Annotated in this window: 20 protein-coding genes; 6 read left to right on the top strand and 14 right to left on the bottom strand. The window is 58.6% G+C overall.

What is annotated here, in order from left to right; all coding sequences use genetic code 11:
- Positions 1–3 precede the first annotated feature (3 nt).
- From ACYCZJ_RS11300 to ACYCZJ_RS11275, 6 genes are all read left to right on the top strand, one after another.
- The gene (locus tag ACYCZJ_RS11300) at positions 4–333 is read left to right on the top strand and encodes a hypothetical protein (RefSeq protein WP_461554328.1); all 330 of its coding nucleotides are present in this window, start codon (positions 4–6) and stop codon (positions 331–333) included.
- Positions 333–866 carry a hypothetical protein gene (locus ACYCZJ_RS11295; protein WP_461554327.1) on the top strand — a complete coding sequence of 178 codons (534 nt, stop codon included), beginning with the start codon at positions 333–335 and terminating at the stop codon, positions 864–866. Before ACYCZJ_RS11300 ends, ACYCZJ_RS11295 begins: the two co-directional genes overlap by 1 nt.
- Before the next feature lie 152 nt (positions 867–1,018).
- Complete coding sequence (locus ACYCZJ_RS11290) at positions 1,019–2,179, top strand: glycosyltransferase (protein WP_461554326.1); 1,161 nt, start codon at positions 1,019–1,021, stop codon at positions 2,177–2,179.
- Positions 2,180–2,206: 27 nt separating this feature from the next.
- Positions 2,207–3,106 (top strand): tRNA glutamyl-Q(34) synthetase GluQRS, encoded by a 900-nt coding sequence (gene gluQRS / locus ACYCZJ_RS11285; RefSeq protein ID WP_461554325.1) that lies wholly within the window; start codon positions 2,207–2,209, stop codon positions 3,104–3,106.
- A gap of 43 nt (positions 3,107–3,149) precedes the next feature.
- The gene (locus ACYCZJ_RS11280) at positions 3,150–3,701 is read left to right on the top strand and encodes a hypothetical protein (protein WP_461554324.1); all 552 of its coding nucleotides are present in this window, start codon (positions 3,150–3,152) and stop codon (positions 3,699–3,701) included.
- 51 nt (positions 3,702–3,752) lie between these two features.
- Complete coding sequence (locus ACYCZJ_RS11275; RefSeq protein ID WP_461554323.1) at positions 3,753–4,025, top strand: oxidative damage protection protein; 273 nt, start codon at positions 3,753–3,755, stop codon at positions 4,023–4,025.
- Positions 4,026–4,089: 64 nt separating this feature from the next.
- Here ACYCZJ_RS11275 and phoU read toward each other — a convergent pair whose 3' ends face one another.
- The 14 genes from phoU to ACYCZJ_RS11205 all read right to left on the bottom strand — a co-directional run bounded on the left by phoU (position 4,090) and on the right by ACYCZJ_RS11205 (position 23,071).
- Positions 4,090–4,794 carry a phosphate signaling complex protein PhoU gene (gene phoU, locus ACYCZJ_RS11270; RefSeq protein WP_461554322.1) on the bottom strand — a complete coding sequence of 235 codons (705 nt, stop codon included), beginning with the start codon at positions 4,792–4,794 and terminating at the stop codon, positions 4,090–4,092.
- 93 nt (positions 4,795–4,887) lie between these two features.
- Entirely contained in the window at positions 4,888–5,340 is a 453-nt protein-coding gene (locus ACYCZJ_RS11265) for a hypothetical protein (protein ID WP_461554321.1), read from the bottom strand.
- Complete coding sequence (locus ACYCZJ_RS11260) at positions 5,340–6,284, bottom strand: Nudix family hydrolase (RefSeq protein WP_461554320.1); 945 nt, start codon at positions 6,282–6,284, stop codon at positions 5,340–5,342. The genes ACYCZJ_RS11265 and ACYCZJ_RS11260 overlap by 1 nt, the downstream gene beginning before the upstream one ends.
- Complete coding sequence (locus tag ACYCZJ_RS11255) at positions 6,281–8,260, bottom strand: site-specific recombinase (RefSeq protein WP_461554319.1); 1,980 nt, start codon at positions 8,258–8,260, stop codon at positions 6,281–6,283. Before ACYCZJ_RS11255 ends, ACYCZJ_RS11260 begins: the two co-directional genes overlap by 4 nt.
- Before the next feature lie 59 nt (positions 8,261–8,319).
- A complete protein-coding gene (locus ACYCZJ_RS11250; RefSeq protein WP_461554318.1) occupies positions 8,320–8,955 on the bottom strand; it encodes a LuxR C-terminal-related transcriptional regulator in 636 nt (211 codons plus the stop codon).
- Between the two features lie 70 nt (positions 8,956–9,025).
- Entirely contained in the window at positions 9,026–9,793 is a 768-nt protein-coding gene (locus tag ACYCZJ_RS11245; protein WP_461554317.1) for an SDR family oxidoreductase, read from the bottom strand.
- Between the two features lie 23 nt (positions 9,794–9,816).
- Entirely contained in the window at positions 9,817–10,494 is a 678-nt protein-coding gene (locus ACYCZJ_RS11240; protein WP_461554316.1) for a thiol:disulfide interchange protein DsbA/DsbL, read from the bottom strand.
- Between the two features lie 16 nt (positions 10,495–10,510).
- Entirely contained in the window at positions 10,511–11,095 is a 585-nt protein-coding gene (locus ACYCZJ_RS11235) for an SPOR domain-containing protein (protein WP_461554315.1), read from the bottom strand.
- Positions 11,096–11,121: 26 nt separating this feature from the next.
- The gene (gene argS / locus ACYCZJ_RS11230) at positions 11,122–12,864 is read right to left on the bottom strand and encodes an arginine--tRNA ligase (RefSeq protein WP_461554314.1); all 1,743 of its coding nucleotides are present in this window, start codon (positions 12,862–12,864) and stop codon (positions 11,122–11,124) included.
- 60 nt (positions 12,865–12,924) lie between these two features.
- Positions 12,925–15,123 carry a primosomal protein N' gene (locus ACYCZJ_RS11225; protein WP_461554366.1) on the bottom strand — a complete coding sequence of 733 codons (2,199 nt, stop codon included), beginning with the start codon at positions 15,121–15,123 and terminating at the stop codon, positions 12,925–12,927.
- A gap of 340 nt (positions 15,124–15,463) precedes the next feature.
- Positions 15,464–16,531, bottom strand: a complete 1,068-nt coding sequence (hemE, locus tag ACYCZJ_RS11220; RefSeq protein WP_461554313.1) for a uroporphyrinogen decarboxylase — start codon at positions 16,529–16,531, stop codon at positions 15,464–15,466.
- An 88-nt stretch (positions 16,532–16,619) separates the two neighbouring features.
- Positions 16,620–18,068 carry an FAD-dependent oxidoreductase gene (locus ACYCZJ_RS11215; protein WP_461554312.1) on the bottom strand — a complete coding sequence of 483 codons (1,449 nt, stop codon included), beginning with the start codon at positions 18,066–18,068 and terminating at the stop codon, positions 16,620–16,622.
- Between the two features lie 29 nt (positions 18,069–18,097).
- The gene (gene gltB / locus ACYCZJ_RS11210) at positions 18,098–22,543 is read right to left on the bottom strand and encodes a glutamate synthase large subunit (RefSeq protein WP_461554311.1); all 4,446 of its coding nucleotides are present in this window, start codon (positions 22,541–22,543) and stop codon (positions 18,098–18,100) included.
- A 333-nt stretch (positions 22,544–22,876) separates the two neighbouring features.
- Positions 22,877–23,071 (bottom strand): SHOCT domain-containing protein, encoded by a 195-nt coding sequence (locus ACYCZJ_RS11205; protein ID WP_461554310.1) that lies wholly within the window; start codon positions 23,069–23,071, stop codon positions 22,877–22,879.
- Between the last annotated feature and the right edge of the window lie 83 nt (positions 23,072–23,154).

The raw sequence follows: 23,154 nt of genomic DNA, 5'->3' as shown, positions 1-23,154 counted from the left end.
CAAATGAGTGATACCAGCCAGTTTGTCGACCCCAACGCGGATTTCGATGAAAATAACCCGCTGCGAGAAGACGCGGTGCATTACCCCGGTAAAACCGGACGCGGTAAAGCCTGTGAGCTGGTGGACAACACTGGGCATGCGCTTGTCGCCAGCGAATGTATGGATATTCTCGCCAGCCTGATCGAAAATGACTTGTTCGGTTTTCATCCATTTTCTGCCAATGGCGGTGAAACCATCAGCCTGGATCGGCGCGAGTCAACTCACGTACAAGTGGGCGATGATCTGTATCGTTTGATCGTGTTCCGCTATCAGGCACGCATCGAAAATTTCTGATGGCTTATCTGCTCGATTACATCAAATCGCGCTGGGTGCCGAAAGGCAGCGTGGTGACCGCGGGTGTGCCGCCGGAAGCGCGTGTGGATCAACTGCCGGTGTCGCGCGCACTGGTCGCGTGTCATCTTGCGGCGTCTCCCCGGCTTCCTCAGGGCGAGGCGAGCGAAACCAGAATTTTCAAGGTCTTGTCCGACCCGCTGTTTCTGCAAGCCGGCCCGCGCGTGCTGGCGCAACAACTCATCGCGGCGGGGCTCAGCGCCGAGCTGGAGCCATTGGTGAAACTGCTTACTGTCCTGACTCAGGAAATTACCCGGCGCATGTATATTGATGCCGCCAGCCAGCGCCCGGACGTCATCGGCATCCGCCTGTTTCCGCTGCATGCCAGTGTGGGTCCGGCTATTCAGGCACTGTGCGCAACAGATGCATACGGGCTTGGCGCGGGCGTCTATCCCTTCACTGCTGTGCCCGACAATCCCACCCCCGGGCAGCCGTGCGCTTTCTATATCCGTATCGCCGTGCAGGATGCGTCTTAAAGCCGGAGGTATGGGCAAGCAAGCCTTGTCATACGCCACCAAGGCAGCCTTTCCATAAACGCGCTGTCACACGCACGTCACCTTGCTTTGCTACAAAACGGTTGCAGGTGAATGCGGCGCTCCCGCCCGTCGCACTGCGCTGGAGTGGCGACGTGAATATTCTGATGGTCTCGGATGTGTATTTTCCGCGCGTGAACGGCGTGTCCACCTCAATCATGACCCTGCGCCGCGAGTTGCAGGCACTCGGGCACGAGGTGACGCTGGTGGCACCGGCTTATGATATGCACGAGACGGCGCAGGCGGATATTCTGCGCATTCCCGGGCGCAGAGTTTTGCTGGACCCGGAAGATCGCATGATGTCGCGGCGCGCTTTGCGACAGTTGCCGGAGGCTCTGGCCGGGCAGCATTTCGATCTGGTACACATCCACACGCCTTTCTTCGCTCACTACACCGGCCTGCGTCTGGCACGCGCCTTCAATATCCCTTGTGTGGAAACCTACCATACCTTTTTCGAAGAATACCTGTACCACTACGTGCCGTTCCTGCCGAAAGCGGTGATGCGTTATCTGGCGCGGTTTTTTTCGCGCAAGCAATGCAGCCAGGTAGATGGACTGGTGCTGCCTTCCATCGCCATGGACGAGGCGCTTGCCCGGTATGGGGTGCGGGCATTCAGCAAAATCATCCCCACCGGCATTGATCTGGCGGATTTCAGTGCGTGCGACGGTGCGGCATTCCGCAGGCAGCATGGCATTGCTCCAGAACGTCCGGTGGTAGTGTATGTAGGTCGTGTTGCGTTCGAGAAAAATATCGGATTTTTGTTGGCCGTGATGGCTGAATTGCGCCACAGCCTGCCCGACGCGCTACTGGTGATTGCGGGTGAAGGTCCGGCCGAGCCCAGGCTCAAGCGCGAAGTAGCCGCGCTCGGGCTGGCGCACAATGTATTGTTCGTCGGCTACCTGGAGCGCGGCACTGAATTGCCTGCATGCTACTGTGCGGGCGATGCCTTCGTGTTTGCCTCACGCACCGAAACCCAGGGGCTGGTACTGCTCGAAGCCATGGCACTGGGCGTGCCGGTAGTGTCCACGGCGGTGATGGGTACACGCGATATTCTGGCTGCCGGACGCGGGTGTCGCGTGGCCGAGGATGAACCCAGGGCATTTGCAGCAACGCTGCGCGAAGTGCTTACTGATAAAGCATTGCTGGCACGGTTGAGCAGCGAAGCAAAGCAGCATGCACAAGACTTGAGCGCTCCGCAGATGGCACGGCAGATACTGGATTTTTACCGGGAAGTGCTGGCTCGCCATACCAAATAGATCGCCATGTGCGCGATAATGGCGCACATGGCACACGCAAAGTCACCTTACATCGGCCGCTTCGCTCCTTCGCCTTCCGGACCGCTGCATTTTGGCTCGCTGGTGGCTGCTCTCGGTAGTTATTTGCAAGCCAGAACGAATCATGGGCAGTGGCGCCTGCGCATGGAAGATCTCGACACTCCGCGCTGTATGCCCGGTATGGCGGGCAATATTTTGCACACCCTGGAACAGTTTTGTTTTGAATGGGATGGTGCAGTGGTGTACCAGTCGCAGCAGCAGTCTGCCTATCGAGCTGCGCTGGATCAACTGCAGGGCACAGGAATGGTGTATGGCTGCGCGTGCACCCGGCGCGAGATCGCCGACTCCAGCCTGGATGGCATCGAAGGTGCAGTCTATCCCGGCACTTGCCGCGACGGCGTGCCACCCGGCAGGACAGTTCGCGCACTGCGCGTGCGTACCGACACCACTCCGATTTGTTTCGATGACCTGCTGCAAGGCCGCATATGTCAGCAGTTACAAAATGATCTGGGAGATTTTGTGGTGTTGCGCGCCGACGGAATCTTTGCCTATCAGCTTGCCGTCGTGGTGGATGATGCGCAGCTGGGTGTGACCGAAGTGGTGCGTGGTGCTGACCTGCTTGCTTCCACCCCGCGTCAGGTATACCTGCAAAATTTACTGCACCTGCCCACCCCATGCTATGTACATCTGCCTGTTGCAGTTAACGCAATCGGGCAAAAACTTTCCAAACAGACCAATGCCACAGCACTGAACCCACTCAATCCGCTTCCCGAGTTGTGCCAAGCGATGGCTTTTCTGGGCCATCCGGTACCGGATGAGGTGGGTACGCTGGATGAGTTCTGGGGCTGGGCAGGGTCGGCCTGGCGTCCGCAACAGTCGTTGCGTGCGGGCAGCGAGACAGGGCTCTGAGGCGGCATGACGTGTTATTCTTTGTGCCCGAAAGGAGTTCGACATGGCCATACCCGAACGTACCCAGCAGGTGATCCAGACCTATGCGCAGTTCATACACGCCATTGCCACGGCCTGTCACAAGCCGGAGCTGATGCCGCAAACCCAGCAGATGCTTACGCAGGCTGAACAGCAAGGCTGGGGGGCGATGGTGATGGCGGTGCGTCAGGTTCTTGCCGGCAAGCGCGATAGCAGTGTGTATGCGGGACTGGATGATGATGACCGCATCATTATCGAGGCGATCCTGCGCGGAATTCAGGATCCCGCCACCTTACCGGATCCGAATCAGCAGCCTGACCCCAGCGCCGCCGCACCGGGGCTGGCGGGAATGATTCATGCCGCGGCCACGGGTGATGTGCCGGCGCTTTCTGCATTGGCGGACATGGCCGAACAGATGGTCAAAGTGGGCGGCGATATGGGGCGGCTGGGCGGCAGTCTGCGGCGCCTGGTCAACGGTGAACGCGATGTGGATCTGCTCACTCGCGGCATGAGCGCAAACGGCCGCGATTTGATCGCCAAACTGGTGGAAGAACTGGCACGCTACAACGTGCATTGATCTGACGATTCCGCTATCATCAGGGCACGTTTTTCGTAAGGAGCAATGGCAATGGCAAGAACCGTAAATTGTATCAAATTGGGGCGCGAAGCCGACGGATTGGATTTTCCGCCGATGCCGGGCGCGCTGGGTCAGCGTATTTATGAAAATGTATCGAAAGAAGCCTGGGCTGGCTGGATCAAGCAGCAGACCATGCTGGTGAACGAGAATCGCCTGAATCTGGCTGATGCAAAAGCACGCAAATACCTGATGGAACAGGTAGAGAAATATTTCTTTGGTGAAGGTGCGGATGTGGCAACCGGCTATGTGCCACCCGCTAAATAAGTTGTCTGCACGAGCAATAAAAATGCCGGATTGAATCCGGCATTTTTATTGATGTGTCGTGCAATCAGCGTTGTGCTACACGTTCTATTTCTTCTACCGTCGTGTGGCGCACGTCTTTGCCCTTGACCATGTACACCACATACTCGGACATGTTCTTGGCGTGGTCACCCATGCGTTCGATGGCCTTGGCGACAAACATGATGTCGATGAAAACGGAGATGGTGCGCGGATCTTCCATCATGAAGGTGATGAGATGGCGCAGTACCAGGCGGAATTCCTCGTCGACCTGCATATCCTGGCGCACGATGTCGGCGGCACTGGATACATCCAGACGCGCAAAACCGTCCAGCGCACGACGCAGCATTTCCAGCACCACGTTGGACATGTATTTGATCTCATTGAAGCGTGGTTGCGTGAGGCGATCAGACTCATGAATCCGCCGCGCCATGCGTGCGATCTTGGCCGCTTCGTCGCCGATACGCTCCAGATCGGTAATGGTTTTGACCACCGTCATCACCATCCGCAGATCGGATGCGGTGGGCTGGCGGCGTGCAATGAACTGGGTGCAGTCTTCATCCAGCGCGACCTCCAGCCCGTTGACCTGGTGATCGTTGTTGATGACTTGCTCCGCCAGATCCAGATCGGCGTTGATCAGCGCCTCGATGGCACTGGATATCTGCTGCTCGACCAGCCCGCCCATTTGTAAAACACTGGAGCGAATGTTTTCGAGATCGGCATCGAATTGTTTGTATGTATGCTCTTGAACCATGGTCGAGATACCTCTTTCAGATAGTTCCTGTGATTATAGCGTCAGGTCGGTGCGGAACAGTGACGTATTCATTACAATCCTGCGGATTGGGCTTCAACTCCGGAATGGAATTTCTGCTTGCTTGCCGTCGATCGTGAGCGTCAACACCCAGTCGCGTCGTCCGGTCACACACACAGGCAACAACACGTGTGCCTGCCAGTTACCTGCGCTTTCCGGCAATAAACGATAACGGTTAAAACCCATATCCATGCTGCGCATGATAAAGCTGGCGTAAATTTCGTGCGCGTCGGCCACCTGTAATTGCAGGGTAAAGGGGTGTAAACCCGAAGGCGATGCGGAAAAACGCAGCTCGACCGGCTTGCCATCGATTTCGAACCGGCACAGTCTGGTTGGATCAGGGCAGGATACACTTTGCGGGGTATCTTCGTTATGCGGCAGTACATGATAGAGCTCGATGGCGATCAACACCAGTATCAAGCCAATCAGCGCAGCGTATCCCAGCAGGTAGCGTCGATCCATACGGGACAGGCGGGTGCCGAATTTCATCACCAGGCACCTCGCAACAGGGCGATGCCGTGCGCGCCATGCTCGCGCGCGCACTCCAGACCGGTATGGTCGAGCCCGCCCAGCGCGTAGATGGGTAAAGTGCGTCCGCTACACAGCGTTGCAAAGTTATTCCAGCCCAATACCGGTGCACCGGGGTGGCTGGGAGTGGGCAATACCGGTGACAGCAGGGCGAAGTCGCAGCCCAGTGCTTCGGCACGATCGAGCTCGACAGCATTGTGGCAGGAAGCCGCCACCAGTGGCAGGTCAGGGCGGCTGCCGATATCGGCCAGTTGTGCGGCATTGAGCTGCACGCCATGTGCGCCGATACGCTGTGCCAGCGCAACATCGGCATTGATCAGCACCCGGGCCTGATGGGGCTGGGCATGTTCCAGTACTTCGCGTGCAAAGGTTTCGAGGGTGGCTGAGGGCATGGATTTTTCGCGCACCTGTATCAGTTTCAGACCGCCTGCCATCGCGTTGTCCAGTTTTGACAAGAACCTCGCGGGATCGCTGCCTGCCTGGGTAATGCCATACACTGCAGGGAGTGCCAACGCCGCAAAAACAGGGTGATTGGCCGGGAGTACCGGCTGGACGTCGATATGGTCAGGGGCTTGCCAGTTTAAAACCTGACCTTCCCTGGCATGAGGCTCCCCGCGCCAGCCGTCGACGCGAAAAAAAGACAGCGTAACCTGTGCGTGCGGATAATCGAAATAGCGGGTAATCCAGGGCGTGGCATGGGTGACCTCAATACCAAGCTCCTCGTGGAGTTCGCGTACCAGTGCATTGTGCACGGTTTCACCGGGCTCGACCTTGCCCCCGGGAAACTCCCAATAGCCCGCATAGGGTTTGCCGGGCGGGCGGCTGGCGAGCAGGAATGCCCCGTCCTCACGGATGATTACTGCCACCGCGACCTGGGTACGTTGTGTGGATGCTGTCTTGTTCATGATTGGTTACGTTGCCGTACCATGTTCCAGGGCGCGCACAGCATGGCGATCATGGCGCGTTTTAATAAAGGGGCAGCCTCGCGCGCTGGCAAGCTGCTGGCGCGCAATGCCAGGTAAAAGGCCAGCGCGAAGCTCACGGCCAGGTTGACCAAACCGATCAGCAGGATGCCTGTAGTGGCAAGTGCCACGGTTTGCCATGGCAGATCCCACCCCGTAGCCTGCCAGGCATAGGCGAAATTGGCGGAACTGAAGGCAATGTGCCGGATATCCAGCGGGAGCCCGGAGAGCATGCCGAACGCGGATACCATCCCCAGATAAAAACCGAAAAAAGCATTTCCTGCCAGGCCGCCTAGATGGTTGCCGGTATAGGCAACCATGGCATTCCAGCCGCGCTGACCGATCAGGTAAGACGGCCAGTCGAGAGCAGCAAGGCGCTGCGGGATACGGTTATAAACACTTTTATTGTCGTAATAGCCGCTGACAATACCTGATAAAAACAGACCTATACCGGCTACGCCCGCATACACCAGATTCATCGGTACCAAGGGGTTGATTTCACCCAGCAAGTATCCGGCCTTGTGTGCGTCAATCGGCTGTATGCCGAAAAAATAGGCCAGACCACTGCCAATCAACATGGCGGTAATGAATGCCAGCAGCAAATTACCTGCAATTGTTGCCGTCTGGCTGATAAATACGCTATTGACGAAGCTCGACAAAACCTGGCTCTGATCCTTGGCGCTGCGCGCACGCGAGATGGTATGTGCAATCAGACTGGCGGTCATCGCCGGTTGCTTGGTGGCAATGGTGAAGCTCAGTACAAACACCAGCAGAAAACCCAGGGCGTAATTCAGGCTTACCAGCAATGCCTCCTGCAATGGGGCAAGATGGGATTTGACGATGAACACTTTAAGCAGGGCCATGGCCGCGACAATCACCCCCGCGCCGGCGGCAGAGCGGAACATCCCCGCCAATTCGCTGCGCCCATCGGCAATATAATGCTGTCCGGTATGCCCTGCGTGCTGGGTAATCTGGTAGGCGAGCCTGCCAGTGGTGGCAGATATCAGGTTGCGCACGCTGTAACGTTCGTTGACGGTGATGGTGAAGGTCACAAACAGCGCAGTCAGAATGGGCACGCGCGCTGCCATGGAGTCTGGCTGAAGCAGTTCGAGCAGACTGCGCATGCGTGCAATCTGCTGGTGCAGGCGATTGCTTAACAGGGTCAGATTCACGCTGGTGCCGACGCTAACCGCACGGCGCTGGATACGTTCCAGAACCGCTTCACATTGATCCAGCAGCACCACGGCCTGGCCAATATCGAGTGTTGCCGGATTGGCAGTCAGGCTGGATTGAAGCAGTGCGTAAATTTCTTCATGCTGAGCCAGGAATGGCGAGGCGTATTCTTCCAGTTCAGGCTCAATACGCAACAGCTCGGGGTCGAGCCCTTCGGCAGCGATACGGTGTGACAGGCCGTTGATGGCATCCAGCAGCATTTGCCGCAGCGCGGCGGTGGATGCTTCATCCAGCGTGTCCAGATTGAGCGCATACAGCAGCCGGTTCCAGAGCTGCACATCCACGGCGGCTATCCATTCCGTGTCGCGCGCGGTCAATGTCTCGTCCAGCCAGTCACGCAGCGAATCGGGATCGGCAATGGGCGGCAGCAATTTGAAGCCAATGCGGCGCGACAGCTCGGTACCGGCGCCACGGCGCGGCAGTATCCCGCTGTCGCGCAGCAGGTTGCCGGATTTTTTCGCCAGCAGTAGCCCCAGCAGATGAAAGCGCAATGCCTCTGCGTAACCGGCATTGCGCTCGATCAGTCCAAGCAGATCGGCCAGATGCGTCGCGGCGCGTTCGTTGTGTTCGGATGGGCCGGGGCGAAGATGAAAAAACAGGCGTTTGATCAGCGCCGGATCGGCAGCCTCGGTTTCGGCCGCCATGCGTTTCAGGGTGCGTTCCAGATAGGGTGCGGTGTAATCCATGCGTGAATCGTGGTTCCTCGTAGTCCTTAAGCAACATCTGGCAGCGAGGCGCTGGAAGTTCAGCTTTTGTCGGTGATGCGGGTATGTTTCAATGCGCTGGTGGCGACCTGGACGCGATTCTGCATGCCGAGTTTGTCCATGATGTTGGAGAGGTGGTTGCGCACTGTGTTTTCGGATAAATCCAGGCGGCTGCTGATGGCTTTGTTGGAAAGTCCCTGGGCAACCAGTTCGACGATTTCGCGTTCGCGCTGTGACAGCTTGCTGAACACATCCTGCTTGAGTTCGCCGCGAGCCAGTTTTTGCATGATATGGGAGGGAAACATGCTATTGCCCTGCGCCACGGATTGAATCGCATTGATGAGCTGTTCAGGGTCGGCGCTTTTCAGTATGTAACCATCCACCCCGGCTTCGATGGCTTCGCTGATCTCGAAATCCTCACCGGCCATGGTCAGCATGACGGTGCGAATGCCGCGTTTTTTTAATTCTTGCACCAGGCTCAAGCCATCACCGTCAGGCAGGATGCGGTCCAGCAGCGCAATGTCAGCCTGGCTGCTCACGCTAGCCAGCCACTCGCGGGTTGATTTGATATCCGGACACTGAGCGTTCACCTGCATGCCCGGTGTGTTTTCAAGGGTACGCGCAATCCCCAGGCGGGTTAGCGGGTGATCGTCTATCAGCAGGATGGAAATGGTCATGGTAACGGCCTCCAAGCCGGTTTGAATCTCGTGTCGTATATGTACATTGTAACCATCATCACCCTGATATTCACAGCGGCAAATTGCGTGGCTTGCGGGGTGCATGGCAAAACAGGCGATCATATAGCGCTCGCGGCAACCAGCCCAGTAACCACGCTACAAGCGCCATCTGCCAGGGCAGGGTGACATAGCGTCGACGTTGCGTGATGGCGCGGGCAATTTTCGCCGCAGCGACATCGGCTTGCAGAATAAAAGGCATGCGATACGGATTCACAGCTGTCATCGGCGTAACAATGTAACCCGGGCTGACTGTTGTCACCGTAACACCGCTATTGTGGAGTTCCACGCGCAGTGACTCAAGGTAGGTGATTACGGCAGCCTTGGATGCCGAATACGCCGAGCCGCCGGGCAGGCCGCGAACTCCCGCCACACTGGCAATGCCCGCCAGCACCCCGTTGCGGGTATTGCGCATGGCGGTGACAAAAGGCTGGAACGTGGCCACCATGCCGATGACATTGATATCCAGCACGGCCTGAAACACTTCCAGGTCCGTTGCGTATTCGGTAAGTGTGCCCACGCTGATGCCGGCAGCAGCGATGACGACATCCGGCACGCCAAAACGCGCTATAAAATCAGCCGCTGCCGTTTGCATGGCTGGATGGTCGCGCACATCCAGCGGGTAGAGCGCGCTACCGGGAAATTCGTTGGCAAGGGCTGCAAGTTTGTCAGCGCTGCGTGCGGCCAGTCCCAATTGCGCGCCCTGTCTGCCATAGTGACGGGCCAGTGCTGCTCCCAGACCGCTTGATGCGCCAGTGATGAAAACGCGCAAAGCGGCCATGGCGTCTGCTGAATTAACGCAGGTTAGTGTTTTTTGGCGGGTGCATGCCGAGCCTGTTTTGATTGCTCTTTGCGCACTTTCGCAATCAGGCTGTCGAGGGTTTTAAACAGCGCATCCTCACTACCTGTCATGGATACCGAGGTCGAGTATTTGCCGTCGACCACAAATGCTGGAACACCATTGATCTTGGAGTCACGGGTAAGCTGGTTGGCGCGCATGGCCTTGCTTTGTACGTCGAATGAATTATAGGTATCAACAAATTTTTTGCGGTTGATGCCCTGTTTTTCTGCCCAGTTGAACAGGATTTCAGGGTTGTTTAGATCGATCCCTTGCACATGGATGGCGTTGAATACGTCATCATGCAGCGCAGGGATTTTACCCAGCAAGTCCAGGGTGTAATAGGTTTTTGCCAGTGGCAACCAGGATTCATTCAATACCGCCGGAATTCGCCGGATGGCGACGTCCTTGGGCAGCTTCTTGATCCAGGCATTGAGGGCCGGTTCAAGATGAAAGCAGTGCGGGCAGCGATACCAGAAAAACTCCGCCACTTCGATTTTGCCGCCGCTGTCGGTGTTGAGTTCCGGGCTGATTACCTGATAGTCCGTGCCTTCGACGGGATGTGCTGCATCGGCATGGGCCAACGGGAAGACACCCAAGCCTAACAGGGTCATCATCAACAAAAATTTTCTCATCAGGGACATTGTCTTCTCCTTGTGTTTACTGTGCCGGGTTCGATTGCGCATTCGCGTTTGCGTTCTTGACTCGTATCAGATGCGTCTTGATCTGGTTTTGTTCCAGTGCAGTCCGTGTTTTGTTGAGGTCGTCCATGTTATTGAAAGGGCCCACGCGAACCCGGTGCCAGATACCTTTGTCGGGGATTTCCGCAGTCTGGATGACCGCCTCGAAACCCAGCAAGGCCAGCCGTGCCTTGAGATTGTCTGCATCGGCACTGTTGGGGAATGCGCCCGCTTGCAGATAATAGCTTTCTCCGGCCGCCGGCGTGGGATTGCGGTGCAGATCCTGGTCGGTCATGGTGGCTTCATTGCCGGGCAGGATTTTGTAAAAATCGAAGCGGGGTTTTTCTTCCGCCGCTGTGCCGGTCGCCGGCTGAGCGATTGCGGGTGTGTCCTTGCTCACGCTTGCAGTTGACTTTTCGCTTGCTGCGAATGGGTTGCTTTTGTTCACCCACATTGCTACGCCAATGGCGAGGGCGAGCCCGAACAGCAGGCCGATGAGTATGCCTGAGAAAAGCGAACCGCCTTTTTTTTGCTCGCTGGGGCGGGATTTATAATCGCGTGCCATGGGTAGAAAATCCTTATCGGGTGTGGTTACATTTTGTCCGGGCAGTTTACACCCAGCAGCGTGAGTCCATGGCGCAATGCATGGCGCGTGGCAGTGATGAGTGCGAGCCGGGCATGGCGCACGGCCTTGTCGTCCACCAGAAACTGTTCGGCATTGTAGTAGGCATGCAGTGCACCGGCGATGTCCTTAAGTGCATAGGCAATTGCATGCGGCGCAAGTTCACGTGCCGCCATGTCCACTACACCCGGATACTCGGCCAGGCGATGCAGGAGTTCCAGTTCGTAAACATTGGTGAGCGGTGTAACATCAATGTCCGCCAGTAGCACCGGGTCACCGCCCCACTGCGCAAGCACGCTGCAGATGCGGGCGTGCGCATACTGGATGTAATACACCGGATTGTTGCTGGTCTGCGATTTGGCCAGATCCATATCGAAATCCAGATGCTGATCGGATTTGCGCAGCACATAGAAAAAACGCGCTGCATCGTTGCCGACTTCGTTGCGCAGCTCCCGCAGCGTAACGAATTCACCCGAACGGGTGGACATGGCTGCTTTCTGGCCGTCGCGATACAAGACTGCAAATTGCACCAGCGCCACGCTGAGTTTGTCGGCGTCCAGCCCAAGCGCCTGCAGTGCGCCGGTTACGCGCGCAATATAGCCGTGGTGGTCTGCGCCCCATACGTCGATCAGCCAGTCGAAACCGCGTTCCAGCTTGTTGAGGTGGTAGGCGATATCCGAGGCAAAATAGGTGTACTGGCCATTTTCGCGCAATACCACACGATCCTTCTCATCACCGAAGTGGGTGGAGCGGAACCATAGCGCGCCATCCTGTGTGTAGATATGGCCGCCTTTTTCCAGCAAAGCCAGGGTGCGCTGCACGATGCCGGAATCGTACAGGGATTGTTCCGAATACCACTGGTCGAATTCAACGCCGAATTCCAGCAGATCGTTACGGCAATCACCAAGCTGCTCGGTCAGCACCAGGTCGTGCACATAGGCATAATCAGCGCCCAGTAACGTCTTGGTATTGGCAATCAGCTGATCCAGGTGTGCGTCGGGGGCAGTGTCGAAATCGGGCGCGCCATCCAGCACCCGCCATGGCTCGTGCACGTAGCGGTTAGCATGCGCATCAAATATCATTTGCGCCATGCCGCGCACATAGTCGCCCTGATAGGCATTGCCGGGGAAAGGCACATGGATCCCGCACAATTCGAGATAGCGCAGCCAGGTGGAAAGCGCCAGGATATCCATTTGCCGTCCGGCATCGTTGACGTAATACTCACGCGCCACGTCATACCCTGCGGCGGCCAGTACGTTGGCGAGACTGGCGCCATAGGCCGCGCCGCGGCCGTGTCCCACATGCAACGGGCCGGTCGGATTGGCGGAGACGAATTCAACCTGTACGCGTTTGCCATTGCCGCTGTGGCCGTTACCAAAGCGGTCGCCCAGCGTGAAGATATGCGGCACGATCTGCTGGTAAGCGGCTGGCTGCAAAAAGACGTTGATAAAACCCGCGCCGGCGATTTCGGTTTTGGCTACCAGCGGTGAAGCGGGCAGCGCTGCCTGGATGATTTGCGCCAGTTCACGCGGGTTGCGACGCAAATTCTTGGCCAGTTTCATTGCGACGCTGCATGCGTAATCGCCGTGCGCCGCATCACGCGGGTGATCAATTTCGATAGGCGCGTCCACTGCTTCGGGCAGCGTGGCGGCAATGGCTGCGCGGAACAAGTCGGCCAGGTGCGGTTTGATTTCGGTGTAGGGGGTGCTCATGGTGCAATCTGCAAAAAAGGTTGTCCATTATAACTGTCTGCACTTGTTCGCGGGCAGGCATCATATTTCCAGTGGATCTACATCCAGATTCCAGCGGATGTTGTTCGCCTTGAGCGCATACAGCCGGGTCATCCAGCCGTCCAGAAAAGCTTGCAAGGTTTTGCGTGTTGGCGACTGCACCAGCAACAGGGCGCGCTCTACTCCGGCTTTACGTGCCATGCTTGCCTGAGTCGGATCGAACAGCGTGATACCGGTGATGAGCGGGGCAGCATCATGCGCCTTGCGTAAAAAATCCAGCGCGGTATCCAGCCTGTTGGCTTCTGCCCGCAATACCGCCTGATGCACGAAGGGCGGGAATCCGGCCGAAGCGCGTTCAGCCAGCAGGCTTGCGGCAAAACCGGCATAGTCATGGCGTTGCAGCAGGCGATACAGATGATGATCCGGGAATTGCGTCTGGATCAATACTTCTCCGGCTTCACTGGCGCGTCCGGCGCGGCCGCCGACTTGCATGAGTTGCGCGAACAGGCGTTCGGTCGCGCGAAAATCCGGGCTATAAAGCGCGCTGTCGGCATTGATTACACCGACCAGCGTGAGCCTCGGGAAGTCATGGCCTTTGGCCAGAAGTTGCGTGCCAACCAGGATATCGGCTTCGCCCTTGTGGATGGCGCGCTGCATATCCACCCAGCTGTTTTTTTTGCGGGTGCTGTCGCGGTCCACTCGCAGGATACGGGCTTGCGGGAAGTGGCGAATGAGCGTGTCTTCAATGCGCTGGGTGCCAAAGCCGCCCGGTTTGAGATCAATATTGCCGCATGCCGGGCAGGCATGTACCACCGGTTCGGTGTGGCCACAGTGGTGGCAGCGCAGTTGGCGCTCACGCAGGTGTAACACCAGCTTCGCGGAGCAACGCGCACAGGCCGCGCTCCAGCCGCACTCGAAGCACATGAGCGCAGGTGAATAACCGCGTCGATTCACGAACACCAGACTTTGCTGGCCGGCGGCGAGACGGTGGCGAATAGCACCGAGCAAGGCGTGCGATAACCCATCTTCAGGTTTGCTGCTGCGCGTATCGAGCAGATTGATAGCGGGCAGGCGGGCGTCAGCGATTGCGCGTTGATTCAGGCTGATGAGTGTGTATCGCCCATTCCGGGCGTTGTGCCAGCTTTCCAGCGCGGGGGTGGCGGAGCCGAGCACCACCGGCACACATTGTTGCTGGGCACGCATCACGGCCACATCGCGGGCCGCATAACGCAAGCCATCCTGTTGATGGAAAGAGCTGTCGTGTTCTTCGTCCACGATCATCAGCGCCAGCTGCGGCAACTGGGCAAATACCGCCAGCCGGGTACCCAGCACGATGCGGGCACGCCCTTCGGCGGCGGCCAGCCAGTGTGCGAGACGTTCGCCTTCCGCCATGCCGCTATGCAAAGTGGCAATCTCCGTGTGTGGAAAGCGCGCACGAAATACCCCGGTCAACTGGGGGGTGAGGTTGATCTCCGGCACCAGTAGTAAAACCTGTCCACCACGCTCCAGTGCAGCCGCAACCAGATGCAGATAAACCTCGGTCTTGCCGCTGCCGGTAATGCCATGCAGCAGAAAGGCCTGGTAGCTTGTAAACGCCGTGCTGATCTGCTCCACCGCCACCTGTTGTGCCGGGGTGAGTTGGGGTGGGGTATCCGCAGTCACCGGATCAGCACGCAACCGTGCCGGCTGGCTGATTTGTATCGCCCAGCCGCGGCTGACCCAGGTTTTCACAATGCCGCGATAGCTGGTGCAGCTTTCTGCCAATGCCGCGCCGGCATGCGCTTGTCCGTCGCGCATCCTGTCCAGCAGGGCGCGTTGGGCCGGTGCATGGGCGGGTAAATCCGCCGTGCCCAGATTCAGGCCTGCCGTTGTGAGCTGCCATGCGCTGGCAAGCTTGATTTGTATTGATCGGGAGCGGCGCAGGGCGGTGGGTAATGCAGCCATGACCGTCGGGCCGAGCGGGTAATGATAGTAATCGCTGCAGAAATTCAGCAGTCGTAACAGTTCGGTTGAGAGTGCCGGCGCATCCCGATAGATTTCCAGAACCGGCTTTAATTTATGCGGGTCGTGACTACTGTCCGTGATCAAATCCATGATCACACCCACCAGCTCCTTGCGTCCGAATGGCACACGAACGCGCAGGCCGATGTCTTCTCTGCTGATGCCCGGTGCCAGATAATCGAATAACCTGGGCACCGGTATATCGAGCGCAATCCGGGCAATAAGTGGGGCGCTGGGCATAATAGGCAAGATAGCGCGATTTACTCGGGTGAATTCTGTGATTGGGCGCTAAGCTGTTATCACCGCTGGTAAAAACAAGTTATCCACGCAATCTGTGGATAACTTTGTGGGAAAAGCCCTGCTAAGTCCACAAAGGTGATGACGCAAAAGGTTTTTTAGTTCAAGTGTAAAAAAACGGCAATATAATTTTTGCATAAAAAACAGAATGTTACAACTTTTTTAAGCAAGTCAAGCATGGGCGGAAAGAAATACCCGCAAATGCTCAATTATTGTGCATAAGTATTCATTGATATTGTTTTTTTCTCAATGAAATGCACTGTCATGCCGCCAATTCAAGGCTTTAAGCAGTATGGTATTGACGGCTGAGTTCATGCACTGCCTGTATCAGGCTGGCTGCATTTTCTGGCGGCGTGAATTGGGAAATGCCATGTCCCAGATTAAATACATGTCCATTGCCATGACCGTAACTGGCCAATACCTTGCCAGCTTCCCTGCGTACCGTGTCCGGATCGCTGAGCAGGATAGCCGGGTCGAGGTTGCCTTGTAACGCGACTTTATCGCCGACTCGCGCCCGTGCGCTGCCGATATCCACCGTCCAGTCCAGCCCCAGCGCATCGCAGCCGGTGGCGGCCATGGCTTCCAGCCAGTTGCCGCCGCCTTTGGTGAACAGGATCACCGGCACTTTTGCGCCGTCACGCTCGCGCGTCAAACCGGACACGATCTCGGTCATGTAGCGAAGCGAAAATTCATGATAGGCAGCGTGCGACAACGCGCCGCCCCAGGTATCGAAAATCATCACCGCCTGTGCGCCGGCCTCAATCTGGGCATTCAAATAATCGGTCACCGCACGCGCATTGGTGGCGAGGATGTGGTGCAGCAGGTCGGGCCGCTGATACAGCATTTTCTTCACTGTAGCGAAATCAGTGCCGCCCTGGCCTTCGATCATGTAGCACGCCAGCGTGAACGGGCTGCCCGAAAATCCGATCAGCGGCACGCTGTTGTCGAGCGCATGACGAATCTGGCGGACAGCATCGATGACATAGCCCAGATGTTCAATCGGGTCGGGTGCGGTCAGGGCACGGATTTCCCATTCCTCACGCAGGGGACGCTCGAACTTGGGGCCTTCGCCCTGGGCGAAATACAAACCCAGGCCCATTGCATCGGGGATGGTGAGAATGTCGGAAAACAGGATCGCGGCATCCAGCGGAAAACGCGCCAGCGGTTGCAGCGTGACTTCGGTAGCCAGGTCAGGGTTTTTGCACAGCGACAGGAAATCCCCGGCACGCGAACGCGTCTGGTTATATTCCGGCAAATAGCGGCCGGCCTGGCGCATCATCCATACCGGCGTGTAATCCACGGGTTCACGTAGCAGGGCGCGCAGGAAAGTATCGTTTTTCAGCTTGGGCATGGGTGAGCTTTTTCTTCAAGAACTTCGCCACGGAGACGACAGGGGACACTGCGTCCTCTGTGGCCAGTCCGTTTTAAGTTTAACAGGCTTACCAAACGCCCAGATAGGCAAGAATGCCTTCCGCCGCTTCGCGGCCCTCGAACACCGCGGTGACCACCAGATCCGAGCCGCGCACCATGTCGCCACCGGCAAATATTTTCGGGTTGGCGGTCTGAAACTTGTGCTGGCTGCCCTTGGCGACCACGCGCCCGCCCTGATCGGTGGTGATACCGAAATCGCTAAACCACGGTTGCGGGTTGGGGCGGAAGCCGAAGGCGATAATGACGCGGTCGGCGGGGATGATTTCCTCCGAGCCCGGTATCACTACCGGCGTGCGGCGGCCGCGTGCATCGGGCGGCCCGAATTCGGTGGTGACCAGCTTCACGCCTTCCACTTTGCCGTCGCCGACGATTTCCACCGGCTGACGGTTCCACAGGAATTGCACGCCTTCTTCCCTGGCGTTGACGACTTCGCGTTTGGAGCCGGGCATGTTTTTTTCGTCGCGGCGATAAGCGCAGGTCACCGAAGCGGCTTCCTGGCGGATGCTGGTGCGGTTGCAGTCCATCGCCGTATCGCCGCCGCCCAGCACCACCACGCGCTGGCCGGTCATGGAGTGGTATTCATCACCGGGCTTTTCGAAGCCGAGGCGGTGGTTCACGTTGGAGATCAGGAATGGCAACGCTTCCAGCACGCCGGGCAGGTCTTCGCCGGGGAAGCCGCCTTTCATGTAGGTGTAGGTGCCCATGCCCATGAACACCGCATCGTACTCGTCCATCAGCTGCTGCATGCTGATGTCTTTGCCGACTTCCGTGCCCAGGCGGAATTCCACGCCCATGCCTTCGAGCACCTCGCGGCGCCGCGTCATGACCCATTTTTCCATCTTGAATTCGGGGATGCCGAAGGTCAGCAGGCCGCCGATTTCATCGTAACGGTCGAACACCACCGGGGTGACGCCGTTGCGTGCCAGGATATCGGCGCAACCCAGTCCCGCCGGTCCGGCGCCGATCACGGCGACGCGTTTGCCGGTCGCCACGACATGGCTCATATCGGGACGCCAGCCGGCCTTGAAGGCTTCTTCGGAGATGTATTTCTCGATCTGGCCGATGGTCACCGCGCCGAAGCCGCCGGTGTTCGGGCCGCCGCCCACCGCCTCGCCGAAGCCGTCGGTGTTGAGCGTGCAGGCGCCTTCGCACAGCCGGTCTTGCGGGCACACGCGACCGCATACCTCGGGCAGCGAGTTGGTCTGATGCGACAATTCCGCCGCCTCGAACAGCTTGCCTTCGTTGATCAGTTTGAGCCAGTTGGGGATGTAGTTGTGCACCGGGCACTTCCACTCGCAATACGGGTTGCCGCATTCCAGGCAGCGCCCGGCCTGGAATGCGGCCTGCTCGGCGGTCATCGGCGCGTAGATTTCCTTGAATTCGATGCGGCGCACTTCCGCCGGGGTCTTGGCGCCGTCCTGGCGCGGGATATTCATGTATTGAAAAACGTCAGACATGGGCTATTCCAGTATGGGCACAGGGCCGTTTAATCTTTCAGCAGAGAATCCAGCGTGACCGCTTTCGGCTTCACCAGCCAGAAACGCGCCACCACTTCGGCGAAGTTTTCCAGCATCCAGCGGCCGCGCGCGCTATCAGTATGCAGTACGTGAGTCTCGATGCGCTGCTTGAGGAAATGGCGGTACTCCACGGTCGGCTCGGTATTGATGCGATGGATGTCGATCAGCTCGTTGTTGTAGCGATGCATGAACGCGTCGCTGGCATCGTAGACCAGCGCGAAACCGCCGGTCATGCCTGCGCCGAAGTTGAGGCCGGTATCGCCCAGCACCAGCACGCAGCCGCCGGTCATGTATTCGCAGCAGTGATCGCCCGCGCCTTCCACCACGGCGTTGGCGCCGGAATTGCGCACCGCAAAGCGCTCGCCGGCCATGCCGGCAGCGTACAGCTCGCCGCCGGTGGCGCCGTACAGACAGGTATTGCCGATGATGACCGCATCATGGGCGACGAAGCCGGAGCCACGCGGCGGCTGGATGGTAATGCGTCCGCCGGCCATGCCCTTGCCCACATAGTCGTTGGCGTCGCCTTCCAGCAGCAGTTGCAATCCTTTGTGGTTCCATACGCCGAAACTCTGTCCGGCCGAGCCTTTGAGCTTGAGCGTCAGACAACCTTCGGGCAATCCGGCCGCGCCGTGGGCACGCGCGATTTCGCCGGACAGGCGCGCGCCGATGGAGCGGTTGACGTTGCGCACCGTGTATTCCAGCGTGGCCGGGATCCGGGTCAGGATGCATTCGGTTGCATCGATCACCATTTGTTCGGCCAGCTCGCCCTTGTCGAACGACGGGTTGGAAGGCTCCACACAGAAACGCGGCTCGCTGTCGGGGATGCTGCCCTGGCTGAGCAGGGTTTGCAGATTCAGCCTGCCCTGACGTGCAGTGTCGCCTTGCGAGAGCTTGAGCAGATCGTTGCGGCCGATCAGTTCTTCGATAGTGCGCACGCCCAGCCTGGCCATCCACTCGCGTGTTTCCTGCGCGACAAAGGTAAAGAAATTAACCACCATTTCAGGCAGGCCGACAAAGTGTTGTTTGCGCAGGCGCTCGTCCTGGGTGGCGATACCGGTGGCGCAGTTATTGAGGTGGCAAATGCGCAGATATTTGCAGCCCAGCGCGATTAGCGGCGCAGTGCCGAAACCGAACGATTCGGCGCCGAGAATGGCGGCTTTCACCACATCGTAGCCGGTCTTCAGGCCGCCGTCGGTTTGCACGCGCACGCGCCCGCGCAGGCCGTTGGCGCGCAGCACTTGCTGCGCTTCGGTCAGCCCGAGTTCCCACGGCGTACCGGCGTATTTCACGCTGGTCAGCGGCGAGGCGCCGGTGCCGCCATCGTAGCCGGAAATGGTAATCAGGTCGGCATAGGCCTTGGCCACGCCGGCGGCCACGGTGCCGACGCCGGGTTCGGCCACCAGTTTCACCGACACCAGCGCCTGTGGGTTGACCTGCTTCAGGTCGAAAATCAGCTGCGCAAGATCTTCGATGGAATAAATGTCGTGGTGCGGCGGCGGCGAAATCAGCGAAATGCCGGGCTTGGCGCAGCGCAGTTTGGCGATCATTTCCGATACTTTATGACCCGGCAGCTGGCCGCCTTCGCCGGGCTTGGCGCCCTGCGCGATCTTGATCTGCAAGACTTCGGCGTTGACCAGATAATGCGGCGTGACGCCGAAACGGCCGGACGCCACCTGTTTGATCTTGGACATTTTCAGCGTGCCGTAGCGGACCGGGTCTTCGCCGCCTTCACCGGAGTTGGAACGCCCGCCGATGCGGTTCATGCCCTGCGCCAGCGCTTCGTGCGCCTCGGGGGAGAGCGCGCCGAGCGACATGCCGGCCGAGTCGAAACGCTTGAGGATTTTCTCCACTGACTCGACTTCATCCAGCGGAATGGGCTGTATGTCTTCACGCAACCCCATCAGGTCACGCAGCATGGCGACCTGACGACCGTTTACCAGCGCAGCATATTCCTTGTATTTTGCGTAATCGCCGGACTTCACTGCATTTTGCAGCTGCATCACCACGTCCGGGTTGTAGGCGTGGAACTCCTCGCCGAAAATGAACTTGAGCAAGCCGCCCGGGCCGATCGGGCGCATCGGGTTGAAGGCGAGGCGCGCGAGCTTTTTCTGGTCTTCCTCGAAGTCCTCGAAATTGGCGCCGGAAATGCGTGACACCGTGTCTTTCAGGCACAGCTCGACCACTTCCTCATGGATGCCGACACCCTCGAACAATTGCGCGCCGCGATAGCTCGCCACGGTGGAAATGCCCATCTTGGACAGCACCTTGAGCAGGCCCTTGTCGGTGCCCTTGCGGTAGTTGGCCAGCGCCTTGGCAGGCGGCAACGCGATTTCGCCGTTTTTTACCATTTCCAGAATCGCCTGGTAGGCCAGATACGGATACACCGCTGTCGCACCATAGCCGATCAGGCAGGCGACCTGGTGCGGGTCGCGTGCAGCGCCGGTTTCCGCGACGATATTGCAGTCGCAACGCAGCCCCGCGCTGATCAGGGCGTGGTGCACTGCGCCTACGGCAAACAGTGAGTGGATCGGCAGCAGGGTTTTGCCGATCTTGCGGTCGGACAATACCAGAATGACGCTGCCCGCCTGCACTGCGGCAATCGCGTCGGCGGCGAGCTTTTCCAGCGCGGTCTTGAGGCTGGTGTGCGCCGGGTCATAGCCCAGTTCCAGCGTGATGGACCGGTATTCCGGGCCAGTGAGTGTAGTGAGGTGGGTGAAGGCGTCATGCGACAGCACCGGCGACGCCACTTCCAGCCGGTGCGCATGCTGGGGCGTTTCCTCGAACAGGTTGCGCTCGGGACCAAAGCAGGTATTGAGCGACATCACGATCGCTTCGCGGATCGGGTCGATCGGCGGGTTGGTGACCTGGGCGAACTGCTGGCGCAGGTAGTCAAACGGCGAACGCACTTTCTGCGACAGCACCGCCATCGGCGTGTCGTCGCCCATCGAGCCGACCGCTTCCTGGCCGTCTTCGGCCAGCACGCGCAGAATCTGGTCGCGTTCCTCGAAACTGACGTTGAACAGTTTCTGGTATATCGCCAAGCTGGGGGCGTCCATGGCCGGACAGTTGGCGTCCTGCTCCATGCCCAGTTCCAGGCGCTGAGCGTTTTTCAGCCATTCGCGGTACGGATGGGCGGACTTCAGTTCGGTCTCGATATCCTCGGGCAGCAGGATGCGGCCGGTTTCCAGGTCGACGGCAATCATCTGGCCGGGCTTGATGCGGCCTTTCTGCACCACGTTTTCCGGTGGGTAGTTCCACACCCCGATTTCCGAGGCAATGGTGAAATGGCGGTCCTTGGTAACCACATAGCGCGCCGGACGCAGGCCGTTGCGGTCGAGCAGGCAGGCGCCGTAACGACCATCTGTCAGCACCACGCCGGCGGGGCCGTCCCACGGCTCCATGTGCATGGAGTTGTATTCGTAAAAGGCGCGCAGGTCGGCGTCCATCGACGGCACGTTCTGCCATGCCGGCGGAATCAGCATGCGCAGCGAGCGGAACAGTCCCGCACCGCCCATCACTAGACCTTCCAGCATGTTGTCCATGCTGTACGAATCGGAGCCGTTTTTGGCGACGATGGGGCGCACGTCATCCATGTTCGGGATCAGCGGCGTGGCGAACTTGCGCTCGCGCGCCAGCGACCAGTTGCGGTTGCCCTGCACGGTATTGATTTCGCCGTTGTGGGCGAGGTAGCGGAACGGCTGCGCCAGACGCCACTCCGGCCAGGTATTGGTGGAGAAGCGCTGGTGGTACACCGCCAATGAAGAGGCAAAACGTTCGTCGCTGAGGTCGGGGTAGAACACCGGCAGCGCGGCGGGCATCACCAGGCCCTTGTACAGAATCACTTTGCCGGACAAGGTGGGGATATAGAATGTCTTGTCGCCAGCCAGTGCTTTTTCGGTAAGGCGGCGCGCGATATAGAGTTTGCGCTCGAAGCTTTCCGCATCCACCGAATCCGGGCAGTTGACGAACACCTGTTCGAAATGCGGCAGCGTCGCCAGCGCGTATTCGCCGCACACCGAAACGTCCACCGGAAGCTGACGGTAGCCCGCCACGCTCAGCCCTTGAGCTTGCAGCTCGCGGGTAAGGGTGTCGCGCGCCGTGGCGGCAAGCGCCGCATCCTGATTCAGGAACACCAGACCGGCGGCATAGTGCCTGGCCAGATCAAAGCCGCATTCGGCGGCAACGGTGCGCAAGAATGCATCCGGCTTTTTGAACAGCAGGCCGCAGCCGTCGCCGGATTTTCCGTCCGCCGCCACCGCGCCGCGATGCGTCAGGCAGGCCAGCGACGAAATCGCCGTCTGCACCAGCCAGTGGCTGGGCTGGTCATCCAGCTGAGCCATCAGGCCGAAGCCGCAACTGTCCTGTTCGAAATCGGGGCGGTAGAGGGTACCCTCCAGCCAGCTTTGTCTGTCCATTGGCGATAACTCGAAATTTAGAGCGAAATAGTCTAATTCTACTCGCCCGTCAGGTATCAGGCAACGCTAATATTCACGGGGCTTTTGTAGGGGTATTGCGGTGCTGGCAGAGCGGGCGCGTGACAGAATGAAACGGTGGGTGAGTCGAGCGAGCCAGCATGGGCGGGAGAAAGCGTGCGTTACGATAATTCGGCGGCTGAAAGTTTTGCCCAAACGCACAAAACGCTTATCCGAATCGCCCGGTGGGGATGTGTTAATGCAAGGCCTCGTGGCGCGTCCCGCTTGACCGCCATGTTGGGCGCCACTCTGGGCGTCCCTATGCGCGTGGGGTCTTCAAAGAGAATCAAGAATCTCCTTTCGCTTGGCGTCGTACTCACCCTTGGTTATCGCGCCCGACTTGAAAAGTTCATCGAGTTTCTTGAGGCGCTCGGCGGTGGACTGCAGGACTGGTTTCGCTCCGGCTGTCTGTGCTGTTCTTGCTGGACTGTAGTGGTCTAATTTACACAGACACTCCGATAGGTGGATCATTCACCTATGGAGGAAACCTGGATGGGCAAGCAACGCAGGCAATTTGATGCCGGTTTTAAATTGGAAGTAGTCCGCATGGTCAA

The sequence above is a fragment of the Sulfuriferula sp. genome (assembly GCF_054605375.1).
Note: the sequence above shows the minus strand (reverse complement) of the source record. Positions and strands in the feature narration are given on the sequence as shown.

Coding starts and splice junctions, on each gene's coding strand:
- ACYCZJ_RS11300 (WP_461554328.1), top strand. CDS start 4: ATGAGTGATACCAGCCAGTTTGTCGACCCCAACGCGGATTTCGATGAA.
- ACYCZJ_RS11295 (WP_461554327.1), top strand. CDS start 333: ATGGCTTATCTGCTCGATTACATCAAATCGCGCTGGGTGCCGAAAGGC.
- gluQRS (WP_461554325.1), top strand. CDS start 2,207: ATGGCACACGCAAAGTCACCTTACATCGGCCGCTTCGCTCCTTCGCCT.
- ACYCZJ_RS11280 (WP_461554324.1), top strand. CDS start 3,150: ATGGCCATACCCGAACGTACCCAGCAGGTGATCCAGACCTATGCGCAG.
- ACYCZJ_RS11275 (WP_461554323.1), top strand. CDS start 3,753: ATGGCAAGAACCGTAAATTGTATCAAATTGGGGCGCGAAGCCGACGGA.
- phoU (WP_461554322.1), bottom strand. CDS start 4,794: ATGGTTCAAGAGCATACATACAAACAATTCGATGCCGATCTCGAAAAC.
- ACYCZJ_RS11265 (WP_461554321.1), bottom strand. CDS start 5,340: ATGAAATTCGGCACCCGCCTGTCCCGTATGGATCGACGCTACCTGCTG.
- ACYCZJ_RS11260 (WP_461554320.1), bottom strand. CDS start 6,284: ATGAACAAGACAGCATCCACACAACGTACCCAGGTCGCGGTGGCAGTA.
- ACYCZJ_RS11255 (WP_461554319.1), bottom strand. CDS start 8,260: ATGGATTACACCGCACCCTATCTGGAACGCACCCTGAAACGCATGGCG.
- ACYCZJ_RS11250 (WP_461554318.1), bottom strand. CDS start 8,955: ATGACCATTTCCATCCTGCTGATAGACGATCACCCGCTAACCCGCCTG.
- ACYCZJ_RS11245 (WP_461554317.1), bottom strand. CDS start 9,793: ATGGCCGCTTTGCGCGTTTTCATCACTGGCGCATCAAGCGGTCTGGGA.
- ACYCZJ_RS11240 (WP_461554316.1), bottom strand. CDS start 10,494: ATGTCCCTGATGAGAAAATTTTTGTTGATGATGACCCTGTTAGGCTTG.
- ACYCZJ_RS11235 (WP_461554315.1), bottom strand. CDS start 11,095: ATGGCACGCGATTATAAATCCCGCCCCAGCGAGCAAAAAAAAGGCGGT.
- argS (WP_461554314.1), bottom strand. CDS start 12,864: ATGAGCACCCCCTACACCGAAATCAAACCGCACCTGGCCGACTTGTTC.
- ACYCZJ_RS11225 (WP_461554366.1), bottom strand. CDS start 15,123: ATGCCCAGCGCCCCACTTATTGCCCGGATTGCGCTCGATATACCGGTG.
- hemE (WP_461554313.1), bottom strand. CDS start 16,531: ATGCCCAAGCTGAAAAACGATACTTTCCTGCGCGCCCTGCTACGTGAA.
- ACYCZJ_RS11215 (WP_461554312.1), bottom strand. CDS start 18,068: ATGTCTGACGTTTTTCAATACATGAATATCCCGCGCCAGGACGGCGCC.
- gltB (WP_461554311.1), bottom strand. CDS start 22,543: ATGGACAGACAAAGCTGGCTGGAGGGTACCCTCTACCGCCCCGATTTC.
- ACYCZJ_RS11205 (WP_461554310.1), bottom strand. CDS start 23,071: ATGATCCACCTATCGGAGTGTCTGTGTAAATTAGACCACTACAGTCCA.